Consider the following 13,453-nt stretch of genomic DNA (forward strand, 5'->3'; position numbering starts at 1 on the left):
CGGACCATGCTCTAACCGAACCGATCGCTCCATGCCGGGAGCGCACCCGGAAAAGGTAGCGCGGTCGCAGCATGGACGCCGCGCGCGATTGCGCGCGCGACCGTATTGGCAGCCACCATGCCGAGTTCGGTGAGGCCGAACAGTGGATCGATCGGCTTCTTGCCGGTCGCGGCGGCAAACACCACGTCGCCGTCCAGCGGCGCATGCACGGGATAGATGGCGCGCGCCATGCCGGTTTGCGCGATCATTGCGAGCCGCCTGGCCTGCGGTTTGGTCAGCACCGCATCGGTGACGACGACCACCAGCGTGGTGTTCTGCGACGGAGTGGCTAACGGCGCACCCTTGAGGCGGGCTCTCAGCATATCGGGCGTGAACGAGGGCGGCAGTCCTCGCCCGCCAAACTCGTTGTCCTTCTCGAACGGCGCCGCCCAGAACCACGGGCCGTCGCCGATCGTCACGCTGCCCACCGCATTGACCACCGCAAGCGCGGCGACGGTCACGCCGCCGTCGGTCTGTGCCGAAGCGGAGCCGAGGCCGCCCTTGAAATTGGCAGTGGTCGCGCCAAGGCCGGCGCCGACGCTGCCGAGCGCGAAATCGGCAGCCGCTGCATTGGCCGCGGCGTAGCCGAGATCGCGATAGGGGGGAAAGCGTCCCCATGCCTTGTTGCCGCCGTTGAGCAGATCGAAGCAGATCGCGCCCGGAACGATCGGGATGACCGCGTCACGGATGCGAAAACCGCGCCCCTGTTCGGCAAGCCAGGCCTGCACGCCGCCGGCGGCATCCAGTCCGAGCGCTGAGCCGCCGGCAAGCGCGATGCCGTCGATTGCCTCGACGGTGCTCTCAGGGCTGAGCAGCGCTTCCTCGCGGGTGCCGGGGCCGCCGCCGCGCACGTCGATCGAGGCCACCGCGGGCGAGTCGAACAGGATCGCGGTGACGCCCGAGGCGACGCTAGCGTCATGGGCGTGGCCGACGCGAACGCCGGAAATATCGGTGAGCAGGTTTTTCAAAGCGCCGGTCCGTGGGGCTGCATCCGTTTTGGCGTGCCATCCACGGATATATCAGCCGCCGGGCTTGCTTCAACTGGCAAGCGCCAGCCGGATCATCCGGGCAAGCTCGGATTTGCGATAGGGCTTTGCCAGCAGCAACACGCCGGAATCCAGGCGGCCGTGATGGACGATGGCGTTTTCGGTATATCCCGAGGTGTAGAGCGTCTTGAGGTCAGGTCGGCGCTTCAGCGCTTCGTCGACGAGCTGGCGGCCGTTCATGATGCCGGGCATGATTACGTCGGTAAACAGCAGGTCGACGTTCGGGACATCGTCGATGATGCGCAACGCATCGGAAGCGTTGGCTGCCTCCAGGGTGGTGTAGCCCAGGCTCTCGATCTGGGTGATCACATAGCGCCGCACCAGCGCATCGTCCTCCACGACGAGGACAGTTTCGTTACCGCCCTCGATATTTCCCGAGACCAGAGCTTCCGCCGCGGTCTGCTGCAATCCCGTTGCCCGCGGCAAATAGATCTTGACGGAGGTGCCGTGGCCTTCCTCGCTGTAGATCTTGACGTGGCCGCCCGACTGCTTGACGAAGCCGAACACCATGCTCAGCCCGAGGCCGGTGCCCCTGCCGACTTCCTTGGTCGTGAAAAAGGGTTCGAATACCCGTTCGAGCAGCGCGGGCGGGATTCCGGAGCCAGTGTCGCTGACTGCGATCATCACGTAATTGCCTGATGTGACCTCGCTCTGCATGCTCGCATAGGTTTCGTCGAGAAAGACATTGCCGGTCTCGAGCGCAAGCTTGCCGCCATTGGGCATGGCGTCACGCGCGTTGATGGCCAGATTGAGGACGGCCGTGGTGAGCTGGTTCGGATCGGCCAGCGCGGTCCACGCATCCTCGGCCAGTAGCGGCGTGATTTCGATGTGTTCGCCGAGCGTGGGGTGCAGTAGCTTGGCCGCCTCCAGCACCAGCGCATTGACGTCGACTTCGACGGGCTGCAGCGGCTGCTTGCGTGCAAAGGCGAGCAGATGCTTGGTCAAATTGGCCCCGCGTTCGGCGGCCTCATCGATCAGCTTGGTGACCGCAGCGAGCTGGGGCTGATCGGCGACCGCTTCTTCTAGAATGCCGATGGTGCCGGTGATCACGGTCAGGATGTTGTTGAAGTCGTGCGCCACGCCGCCTGTGAGCTGGCCGACCGCATCCATCTTCTGCGCATGCCGCAATTGGGCTTCCGCAGCCTGCTTTTCGGTCAGGTCGCGGCCGATGAAGAAATGGCGGCGGACCGGCTCCGACCACGTGCCGGTCCAGTTCAGCGCGACGGTCTTCCCCTCCTTGCTGATATAGCGCGTCTCGAAGTTGCGCTTGCTTTGTCCCCGTCGCCCCGCCCGCATCTCCCTGCGGGTGTGTTCGAGGTCGTCGGGGTGGATGAACTTGATCGCGTTGTGCCCGACCATTTCCGAGGGCTGATAGCCAAGGATGTCGCTGACGCTCGGGCTGACCTGGATCAAATTCCCCACAGAATCGCTTACCAGGATGAGGTCGTTCGAAGATTCGAATATGCGCCGCCGTTCCTCCATCTCCTGGTCGAGCGCCTGCTCCGTTCGCTTGCTTTCCGTACGCGATGTTCCGAGCAGACGCGCGAGCTTGGCTTGCAGGCCGACGTTGTCGACGAGCAGCACGGCGAGCACGAAACTCGCGGCGCAGAGGCCGTAGATGCGGCCGAGATAGAAGCCGACATCGAACCGCGCCACGTTCAGCATCGCCGACAGGGCGATGTCGAACAACCAGGCGCTCATCACGACCATCAGCCAGACGTCGAGAACGAAATGCGGCCTGCGAAGCCACAGCACCGTCAATGCAGCGAAGCTCAGGCACCATACGGTCGAGACCACGCCTAGCATGATGGGCGTGTAATGACCGCCGCTTAGAAGGATCGGCAGACGATCGTGCTGGGCGGTGACGAGCCAGGTGAATGCGGCCATCGCGACACTGACCGCAACGATGCTCGTAACGACGGCCGTGCCGGCCGAGCCTCGCATCTCCTCGTTGTCCGTCGCCTTCAGTAGCGCATAACCCAGCACCAGTAGCGGGAATACGCCGTGCCAGACCATGTAGAGCCAAACGGTGGTCTGCGGTCCCGCACCGAGCAGCCCACCGGGCGCGAACAGGCCGGGAAAGGTGAGGGCATGGACGATGGCCGCCATCGCCGTGAACAAATATCCGCTCGCAAGCAACAGCAGCCCCCGTGAGCGGGTCATCGCGAACTGTGAAAACAGCAGGACAGCGGTGATCAGGTCGTTGATCGCCAATGCGGACTGGTAGCTGGCGACGAACGCGGGGACCGGGGCAAGCGGCACGCCGGCAAATGGCACGGCGCAGGCGAACAGCACCGCCGAGAAGCCGACCACGGCCAGCGCAGCCGTGCGATCGCTGCGCGTCGCCTTCATCGTGGAAAGAAAGATGTTGCGCTCGTTACCCATATCGTCTTCCGGCCAAACTGGCAGCGAACGCGCCATCACAGAAGCTATAAGACCCGCAACAACAATGCATCCGATGCGGCCGGACATGATACCAGTAGGAACCGCACCGCCAAGCTACGCTAGCGACGCCGCGGCGGGAATCAACCCAAGGTCACGTATCACCTGAAGGAAACAGCAGGGAAGCCGGTTGGGGTAACCGCCTCTTTACCGACCGGCTGAATAAAGGCTGCGGAACTGCCGAAACTACGGATTCGCGTCGTAAGCTCGTGCGATCGACCCGGGAGGCTTCGATGCCCCGCGTGCTTGTTGTTGACGATCAGGCCGACGTCCGCACGGTGATTTCCATCGTGCTGCGTATCCATCGTTTCGAAATCGTCGAGGCAGATAGCGCCGCATCCGCATTGAAGTTGTTCGAAGATGCGAGCTTCGACCTTGCGATCGTCGACATCTTTTTGCGGGGCACCAACGGCCCGATCTGATTGCAGCGGTGCGCGCCCGCGTGCCGGACCTGCCTGTCATTGCGATTTCGGGAATGACCGCGCTGGACTTTCTGTCCGAAACGCCAGAACTTTCCGACGTCATCTGTCTGCAGAAGCCGTTTCGTCCGCCGGATTTGATGCGTGCGATCGAATCGGCGATGGGACCGGCCCGGCCGCCGGGCGCTGCCGTTGCGGGAGCAGCACGTTAGCAGTCTTACCGCTCAGCGCGTCGCAGACCATTGCCATCGACAGCAGCCTCAAGGATCGAAACCGGATCGGCGCCAAACTGCCGTTGCGACAACGGAACCGACAGGCGGCACACGAGGCCTTCCGGGCGCCAGTCGAATTCCGCCCGGCCACCGAGCTGCGACTCGATGCTGGCGATGACGCTTCTGGTTCCGAACCCTCGCGACACCGGCTTCTCGACATGTGGCCCGCCAGTCTCCGACCATATGATCTTGAGAAGGCCCGCCTGGTCTTCCCAACACACCGACAGCCGGCCCGACAACGCAGACAGCGCGCCGTACTTCGCCGAATTGGTTACGAGCTCGTGCAGCGCCAGTGCAACCGTCTGGGCCGTCGCCGGCTCGAGATGGATCTCCGGGCCGGACAAGTCGATCTGGTCGCCGGTGGAATAGGGCGCCAACTCCTCATCGATCAGTTTGCGTATTTCGGCGCCTTGCCAGCTTGAGAGCGAGAGCACGGTGTGCACGCGCGCAAGCGCATTGATCCGTCCTTCGACGGAACGGACGTAGCTCTTCACATTGTCGCCGCGCGTCAATCGGACGATGGATTGTGCGAGCGCCAGCGCGTTCTTGGCGCGGTGGTCGACCTCCCGTGCCAGCAGGCTTTGCCGCTCTTCGGCCTGCTTGCGTTCGGTGATGTCGACGGTGACGCCGCTGACGCGGATGACGCGGCCGCCCTTGTCGGTGCTTGCCGCCGCCGTTCCCGCGCACCAGCGCACTTCGCCATTCGGCCGGATGATGCGGAATTCCGCTTCGTATGATTTCGCGCCCCGGGCGAAGCTGGCCCACGCCTCGTGCAGTTCATGAACGTCGTCAGGGTGAAGCAGCGCCTGGATATTGGCCGGCGTCAGTTCGAACTTGCCGGGATCGACGCCGAGGATCTGATACTGGCCTTCGTCCCACATAAAGTCGCCATTGACCCAGTCCCAGTCCCAGGAGCCCATCTTTCCGGCCGCGATCGCCAGACTGCGGCGCTGTTCGCTTTCCAGAAGCCTGGCGTGCGATTCCTCGAGTTCGGCGGTGCGCGCGCGAACCCGGTCCTCGAGTTCGACGTTGAGCCGTTCGAGCTGGCGCGTCTTGCGATAGAGCTCCGCGAACACCTTGATCTTGGCGCGCAACACTTCGGGCACCACAGGCACCGGAACGTAGTCGACCGCGCCCATCTCATAGCCGCGCAGCCGGTCGATGTCGCTGACCTGGATCGCGGAGATGAAGATCATCGCCGTCTTCTGGAAGCGGGGATGTTCGCGGATCATGGCGGCGAGCTCGAACCCGTCGAGTTCCGGCATGCAGACATCGACCAGTATGATGGCAACATCGTTCTTGAGCAGGAATTCGAGCGCTTCGCGCCCAGACGAGGCCTTGACCAGGTTCTCGCCGAGTTCTTTCAGGATGACCTCATAGGCGAGCAGCTTCGCCGGCTGATCGTCAACTAGAAGAATGTTTACCTTCTCTTGATCCATCATCTGCTTACGCCCGTCAGCGGTGCAACCACATTCGGATGGCGAGCAGCAACTGCTCGGTATTGACGGGTTTGGCGAGATAGTCCGAAGCGCCGGCTTCGAGGCATTTCTCGCGGTCGCCCTTCATCGCCTTGGCGGTCAGCGCAATGATCGGCAGGCGGCTGAAGGACGGATTTTCGCGGATGACACCGATGGTCTGATATCCGTCCATCTGCGGCATCATGATATCCATCAGCACGATTGCGATATTTGGATTTGATTCGACCAGAGCGATGGCCTCATGGCCCGTCGTCGCGGTCAGCACCTTCATCCCGCGCCGTTCGAGAACGCTTGATAGCGCGAAAATGTTGCGGGCGTCGTCGTCAACCAGAAGCGCGGTCTTGCCAACAAGATCCTCATCGGAGCTATTGAGCTTTTCGAGCATTCTCTGCTTCTCGACGGGCAATTCCGTGATCACACGGTGCAAAAACAGCGACGTTTCGTCGAGCAGGCGTTCCGGCGACTCGACGCCTTTCACCACGATGCTCCTCGCCATGGTGTGAAGTTCCGCATCTTCCTCGGCCGAAAGTTCCCGCCCCGTGAACACCACGACCGGTACGTTCGATAGAGTTTCGTCGTTGCGAAGCCGGTCAAGCACCTCGAAGCCGCTCATGTCAGGCAATCGCAGATCGAGCACGACACAGTCGCAGGGCTGGTTCCGCAACGTCGACAAGGCATCGGCGCCAGTGTCGGCGGTGAGGATCTCGATGTCGTCATGGCCGAGCAACTCGGTGATGCTCATTTGCTCGGCGGCATTGTCCTCCACGATCAGCAGGCGCTTGCGGCGGGGCTTGGCGTATTCCTTGATCTGTGACAGCGCCGCGCTGACGCCCTCGGTCGTCGTCGGCTTGTTGACGAAGGAAAACGCGCCGCGCGCCAGCGCATGCTGGCGGTCTTCGTCAAGCGTGATGATCTGCACCGGAATGTGCCGCGTCAGCGGACTGTGCTTGAGTTGGCTCAGCACGGTCCAGCCCAGCATGTCAGGCAGGAACACATCGAGCGAAACCGCTGTCGGCTGGAACTGCTTGGCGAGCTCGAGCGCTTCGGCGCCGCGGCTGGCGACCAGTACCTTGAAGCCCTTGTCGCGGGCCAGATCGATCAGGACCCGCGCATAATGCGGATCGTCCTCGACGATCAGGAGGATGTTGTCTCCCGGCGCGAGATCGAGGCGGTCGTCCGGCAATTGCTCGACGGCGCGCTCTTGTGTCGCCTGCAGCGCAGGCGCGGGTGTGAATGCCGACGAGGCAGGGGAGCGCGGCGCAACGGTGGGGCCGGAATAATGCAACGGCAGGTAAAGCACGAAAGTGCTGCCCTTGCCGGGCGCGCTGCGAAGATGAATTTCGCCGCCGAGCAGGCTCGCGAGTTCGCGGCTGATGGCAAGGCCGAGGCCGGTACCGCCGTATTTGCGGCTGGTGCCGGCGTCCGCCTGCTGGAACGCCTCGAAGATCAGCTTCTGCTTTTCCAGGGGAATGCCGATGCCGGTGTCCGTCACGTCGAAGGCGACGACAGCGGGTGCGTGATTGAGGATCGGGTGCTCGGCGCTCCAGCCGCCAAGGGCGGCCGATACGTTCAACTTCACGCCGCCCTCCGCGGTGAACTTGAATGCGTTCGACAGCAGGTTCTTCAGCACCTGCTGCAGGCGCTTGGAGTCGGTCACCATGCTGCGGGGAAGGGTCTCGTCGACATTGATGCTGAACGAGAGGTGGCGATTTTCGGCCTCGTGCTTGAACGGCCGTCCGACGGTCTCCAGCAGGCTCGACGTCAGGATTTCCTCGGCATCGACCGTCACCGTGCCGGATTCGATCTTCGACAGGTCGAGGATGTCGCTGATCAGGTTGAGAAGATCGGTGCCGGCGCCGTGGATGGTGCGGGCGAACTCGACCTGCTTCAGCGACAGATTGCCGTCGGGGTTTTCGGTAAGCTGCTGGCCGAGGATCAGGATGCTGTTGAGCGGCGTGCGCAGCTCGTGCGACATGTTGGCAAGGAATTCGGACTTGTACTTCGATGTCAGCGCAAGTTCCGTTGCCTTTTCCTCAAGCGCGCGCCGCGCTTGTTCGATTTCCTGGTTCTTTCGTTCCACCTCGACGTTGCGTTCGGCGAGCTGCTGGGCCTTCTGTTCGAGCTGTTCGTTGGTCTGCTGCAATTCCTTCTGCTGCGTCTGGAGTTCACCGGCGAGCTGCTGGGATTGCTTCAACAGGCCCTCGGTCTGCATCGTGGCCTCGATCGAGTTGAGCACGATGCCGATGCTGTCGGTGAGCTGTTCCAGGAAGGTCATCTGTGACGTCGTGAACGACGAGATCGAGGAAAGCTCGATCACGGCCTTCACCTGGTTTTCGAACAGTACCGGAAGCACGACGATGTTTTTCGGGATTGCGCGTAGCAGTGCCGAATTCACCGGCGCCGTATCGCGAGGGATGTCCGACACCAGCCGCTGGCGCTTGTCCATGGCGCATTGGCCGATCAATCCTTCGCCGAACTGAACGACTTGCGGATGCGGATGGGCGCCGTCGCCGGCGTAGGACGAGAGCAGGTGCAATTGCGGGCTCTCGGCGTTCTCGACCTGGTAGATCACGCCCATATGCGCGTTGACGAGCGGCGCCAGTTCGGTCAGCAGCAGCCGGCCGACGGTGGACAGCTCGCGCTGGCCCTGCAACATGTTGGTGAATCTTGCGAGGTTTGTCTTCAGCCAGTCCTGCTCGGTGTTCACCTGGGTGGTGAGCCGCAGGTTGCCGATCATGGTGTTGATGTTGTCTTTGAGTTCGGCCACTTCGCCGCGGGCGTCGACCTGGATCGAGCGGGTCAGGTCGCCTTTGGTCACGGCGGTCGCCACCTCGGCGATCGAGCGTACCTGCGAGGTCAGGTTGGCGGCGAGCAGGTTGACGTTGCCGGTGAGGTCCTTCCAGGTGCCGGCCGCGCCGGGCACGTTGGCCTGGCCGCCGAGCCGCCCCTCGACGCCGACTTCGCGCGCCACGCTGGTGACCTGATCGGCAAAGGTCGCGAGCGTCTCGGTCATGTTGTTGATGGTGTCGGCAAGGGCTGCGACTTCGCCCTTCGATTTCACCGTCAGGTTCTGCTTCAGGTCGCCGTTGGCGACCGCCGTCACCACCTTGACGATGCCGCGGACCTGTTCGGTCAAATTCGCCGCCATGAAGTTGACGGTGTCGGTGAGGTCCTTCCAGGTGCCGGCGACGCCCGGGACCTGCGCCTGACCGCCGAGCTTGCCCTCGGTGCCGACCTCGCGCGCCACGCGGGTCACTTCGCCGGCAAAGGCGTTGAGCTGGTCGACCATCGTGTTGATGGTGTTCTTCAGTTCGAGGATTTCGCCCTTCACGTCCACGGTGATCTTGCGCGACAGGTCGCCGCGCGCCACGGCGGTCGTGACTTCCGCGATGTTGCGCACCTGCGTGGTGAGGTTGGCCGCCAGCAGATTGACGTTGTCGGTCAGATCCTTCCAGGTGCCGCCGACGCCGGGCACCACGGCCTGGCCGCCGAGCCGTCCCTCGGTACCGACCTCGCGCGCCACGCGCGTCACTTCGGCGGCGAAGGAGCGTAGCTGCTCGACCATCGTATTGAGGGTGTCCTTCAGCAGCAGGATCTCGCCGCGGACGTCCACCGTGATCTTCTTGGAGAGGTCGCCGCCGGCGATCGCGGTTGCGACCTCGGCGATGTTGCGGACCTGTGCCGTCAGGTTCGAGGCCATGAAGTTGACGTTGTCGGTCAGGTCCTTCCAGGTGCCGGCGACTTCAGGCACCTGGGCCTGTCCGCCGAGCTTGCCTTCGGTACCGACCTCGCGCGCCACGCGCGTCACTTCCGAGGCGAAGGCGTTGAGCTGGTCCACCATCGTGTTGACGGTGTTCTTCAGTTCGAGAATCTCGCCCTTGACGTCGACCGTGATCTTCTTCGACAGGTCGCCCTTCGCTACCGCCGTAGTCACTTCGGCGATGTTGCGGACCTGGCCGGTCAGGTTGCCCGCCATCGAGTTGACGTTGTCGGTGAGGTCCTTCCAGGTGCCGGCGACGCCGGGCACGTTGGCTTGGCCGCCGAGCCGTCCCTCCGTGCCGACCTCGCGCGCCACGCGGGTCACTTCGCCCGCAAAGCGGTTGAGCTGGTCGACCATCGTGTTCAGCGTTTCCTTGAGCTGCAGAATTTCGCCGCGCACGTCGACGGTGATTTTTCGCGAGAGGTCGCCGCCGGCAATCGCGGTCGCCACTTCCGCGATGTTGCGCACCTGGGCGGTCAGATTGCCGGCCATCGAGTTCACGGAGTCGGTCAGGTCCTTCCAGGTGCCGGCGACGCCGGTCACCTGGGCCTGGCCGCCGAGCTTGCCGTCGGTGCCGACCTCGCGTGCGACGCGCGTCACTTCTGATGCAAAGGCGTTGAGCTGGTCGACCATCGTGTTCAGCGTTTCCTTCAACTGAAGGATTTCGCCCGAGACGTTGACCGTGATCTTCTTCGACAGGTCGCCCTTCGCCACCGCGGTCGCGACTTCGGCGATGTTGCGAACCTGAGCGGTGAGGTTGCCGGCCATCGAATTGACGTTGTCGGTGAGGTCCTTCCAGGTGCCGGCGACGCCGCGCACGTTGGCCTGGCCGCCGAGCTTGCCTTCGGTGCCGACTTCGCGCGCCACGCGCGTCACTTCGCCGGCAAACGCGTTGAGCTGGTCGACCATCGTGTTGATGGTGTCTTTCAACTCCAGAATTTCGCCGCGGACGTCCACCGTGATCTTTTTCGACAGGTCGCCATTGGCGACCGCGGTCGTCACCTCGGCGATGTTGCGGACCTGCGCCGTCAGGTTGGAGGCCATCGAGTTGACGCTCTCGGTGAGGTCCTTCCAGGTGCCGGCGACGCCGAGCACGTTGGCCTGACCGCCGAGCCGTCCTTCGGTGCCGACTTCGCGGGCCACGCGCGTCACTTCGCCAGCAAAGGCATTGAGCTGGTCGACCATCGTGTTCAGCGTTTCCTTCAACTGAAGGATTTCGCCCGAGACGTTCACCGTGATCTTCTTGGAAAGGTCGCCGCCGGCAATGGCGGTCGCGACATCGGCGATGTTGCGAACCTGCGCCGTCAGGTTGGAAGCCATGAAGTTGACGTTGTCGGTGAGGTCCTTCCAGGTGCCGGCCACACCAGGCACTTGGGCCTGACCGCCGAGCTTGCCTTCGGTGCCGACCTCGCGCGCCACGCGCGTCACTTCCGAGGCGAACGAGTTGAGCTGGTCGACCATCGTGTTGATGGTGTCCTTGAGCTCGAGTATTTCGCCGCGGACGTCGACCGTGATCTTGCGCGAGAGGTCGCCACGGGCGACAGCGGTAGTAACGTTGGCGATGTTGCGGACTTGTGCGGTGAGGTTGCCGCACATCGCGTTGACGGAGTCGGTCAGATCCTTCCAGGTGCCGGCGACGCCGGGGACGATTGCCTGGCCGCCGAGCTTGCCGTCGGTACCGACTTCGCGGGCCACGCGCGTCACTTCGGAAGCGAAGGAGCGGAGCTGGTCGACCATCGTGTTGATGGCTTCCTTGAGCTGCAGGATCTCGCCACGGACATCGACGGTGATCTTCTTCGACAGGTCGCCATTGGCGACCGCAATGGTAACTTCGGCAATGTTGCGGACCTGGCCGGTGAGGTTGTTGGCCATCGAGTTGACGCTCTCGGTCAAGTCTTTCCAGACACCGGTCACTTCCGGCACCTGGGCCTGGCCACCGAGCTTGCCCTCGGTGCCGACTTCGCGGGCCACGCGCGTCACTTCCGAGGTGAACACGCCGAGCTGCTTGATCATCGTGTTGACGATGGTGGCAGACTGCAGAAATTCGCCGCCCAGCGGGCGGCCGTCGACGTTGAGTTGCACGGTCTGCAGCAGATCGCCCTGTGCCACTGCGGCGACCGCGCGCGTGACTTCGCGGGTCGGCCACAGCAGATCGTCGATCAGCGTGTTGACGGAGCCTTCCATGTCCGCCCACGAGCCGCTCGAGAGGTCGAACTTGACGCGCTGGCGCGTCTTGCCTTCGCGGCCGACGACCTGGCCGACGTGCTCCAGTTGCTGCGCCATTCGCTGGTTGGAGGCGACGATTTCGTTGAAGGTGTCGGCAATCTTGCCCTCGATGCCGAGATGATCGCCGGTCATGCGTACCGAGAAATCGCCGGCGCGCATTGCCTGCAACGCGTGCAGCAGATCCTGCATCGGATCGGATGTGCCGTTGGTGTGGGGTGGTTTGGGTTTGGCGACCCGGCGAGCGGAGGGAGATGCTCCAGGGGAAAGATCACTCATGGTGTCTCCTCGGCCAGTTCGCGCAAAATCTCAAAATCTCATTGGCTGAGATGCAATTTCACGAAATAGACCCGCTGCCCTGCGGCAGATCAAGCTGGAATAACGGTTAAGGTCGTGAAATCAATGACATGGAACTCAGCCCCAACCCTCCACAATGCCGTGGGAACCTAATTGTTCCAGCCGGTTAAAAATTATTTGGAACCGAAAATAAAAACGCCCCGGTAGGCCGGGGCGTTTGATGTTGTGATCGTCGAAGGGATCAGGAGGCCTTCGGATGGATCTCGGCGTAGTTGCCTTTGGCGTCCCACTTGTAGACGACGTAGTCGATCACCTTGATGTCACCCTTGGCGTCGAAGCCCAGCTTGCCGAGCACGGTGTCCCATTCGCCGGCCTTGATGGTCTCCATGACCTTCTTCGGCTCGGTCGTCTTCGCCTTCGCCACCGCCTGCGACCACACCTGCATCGCGGCGTAGGTGTAGAGGGTGTAGCCTTCGGGATCGATGTTCTTGCCCTTGAACTTCTCGACGATCGCCTTCGCGGTCGCCTTGTTGCGCGGATCGGGACCGAAGGTGAACAGCGTGCCCTCCGCGGCCGGACCGGCGATCGAGGCGAACTCCTTGTCGTTCAGCGCGTCGCCCGCCATCAACACCGTCTTGAGGCCCTGGTCGCGCATCTGGCGCAGAATGAGGCCGGATTCTTGATGATAGCCGCCGACAAAGACCAGATCGATATTGTCGCGCTTCAGGCGCGACACGATCGCGTTAAAGTCCTTGTCGCCCTTGTTGTAGGACTCGAACAACTTTTCGGTGACGCCGGCCTTGTTGAGCGCCTTCTTGGTTTCGTCGGCGAGACCCTTGCCGTAAGTGGTCTTGTCGTTGAGGATGGCGATGTTCTTGCCCTTGTAGTTCTTGACGATGTAGTCGGCGGCAACCAGGCCCTGCTGATCGTCACGGCCGCAGACGCGCGCCACGTTCCAGAGCTTGCGCTCGGTGAATAGCGGGTTGGTCGAGGCCGGCGTAATCTGCAGCACGTTGCCGTCGGCATAGGCTTCCGATGCCGGGATCGACGACGACGAGCAGAAGTGACCGGCGACGAACGGGATTTTCGCGCTGGCGAATTTTTCCGCGATCGAGCGCGCCTGCTTCGGGTCGCAGGCATCGTCGCCGACCTGCAGCGCCAGCTTCTTGCCGAGCACGCCGCCGGCGGCGTTGATGTCGGCCACGAATTGTTCGGCACCGTTCTTCATCTGGCGGCCGAATGCGGATTCGCCGCCCGTCATCGGGCCCGCCACTGCGATGGAGATGTCCTGCGCCAGCGCCGTTGTCGACAGCGCCAGCGATGCGCCCAATGCCAGGCCGATAAGTTTCAGTGATTTCATGAGGTGTCCTCGCAGGTCAGTCGATTTCAGGAAGCACCCGGCAGGCCGGGTACCAAAATCACGCCTATTGTCGGCTGATTTTACGGCGAAGTCATCGGCAAATTTCGGGCAATCGAC

At 62.9% G+C, this 13,453-nt stretch carries 7 protein-coding genes; 2 read left to right on the top strand and 5 right to left on the bottom strand.

Features of this window, described 5'->3' with window-relative positions; all coding sequences use genetic code 11:
• Window positions 1–11 precede the first annotated feature (11 nt).
• Complete coding sequence (locus V1278_RS17135) at window positions 12–1,007, bottom strand: P1 family peptidase (RefSeq protein WP_334381640.1); 996 nt, start codon at window positions 1,005–1,007, stop codon at window positions 12–14.
• Window positions 1,008–1,076: 69 nt separating this feature from the next.
• Complete coding sequence (locus tag V1278_RS17140) at window positions 1,077–3,470, bottom strand: MASE4 domain-containing protein (protein WP_334381642.1); 2,394 nt, start codon at window positions 3,468–3,470, stop codon at window positions 1,077–1,079.
• A gap of 290 nt (window positions 3,471–3,760) precedes the next feature.
• On the opposite strand from V1278_RS17140, the gene V1278_RS36975 reads away from it, so the two are divergent.
• Together V1278_RS36975 and V1278_RS36980 are read left to right on the top strand one after the other, a co-directional pair.
• Entirely contained in the window at window positions 3,761–3,949 is a 189-nt protein-coding gene (locus V1278_RS36975) for a response regulator (RefSeq protein ID WP_442893643.1), read from the top strand.
• Window positions 3,950–4,002: 53 nt separating this feature from the next.
• The gene (locus V1278_RS36980) at window positions 4,003–4,158 is read left to right on the top strand and encodes a hypothetical protein (protein ID WP_442893642.1); all 156 of its coding nucleotides are present in this window, start codon (window positions 4,003–4,005) and stop codon (window positions 4,156–4,158) included.
• Window positions 4,159–4,163: 5 nt separating this feature from the next.
• Here V1278_RS36980 and V1278_RS17150 read toward each other — a convergent pair whose 3' ends face one another.
• From V1278_RS17150 to V1278_RS17160, 3 genes are all read right to left on the bottom strand, one after another.
• Window positions 4,164–5,657 (bottom strand): HWE histidine kinase domain-containing protein, encoded by a 1,494-nt coding sequence (locus V1278_RS17150; RefSeq protein ID WP_334384200.1) that lies wholly within the window; start codon window positions 5,655–5,657, stop codon window positions 4,164–4,166.
• 16 nt (window positions 5,658–5,673) lie between these two features.
• Window positions 5,674–11,958 (bottom strand): HAMP domain-containing protein, encoded by a 6,285-nt coding sequence (locus tag V1278_RS17155; protein WP_334381643.1) that lies wholly within the window; start codon window positions 11,956–11,958, stop codon window positions 5,674–5,676.
• A gap of 259 nt (window positions 11,959–12,217) precedes the next feature.
• Entirely contained in the window at window positions 12,218–13,336 is a 1,119-nt protein-coding gene (locus tag V1278_RS17160) for a branched-chain amino acid ABC transporter substrate-binding protein (RefSeq protein ID WP_334381644.1), read from the bottom strand.
• Between the last annotated feature and the right edge of the window lie 117 nt (window positions 13,337–13,453).

This window comes from Bradyrhizobium sp. AZCC 1577, from assembly GCF_036924575.1.
GTDB lineage: Bacteria > Pseudomonadota > Alphaproteobacteria > Rhizobiales > Xanthobacteraceae > Bradyrhizobium.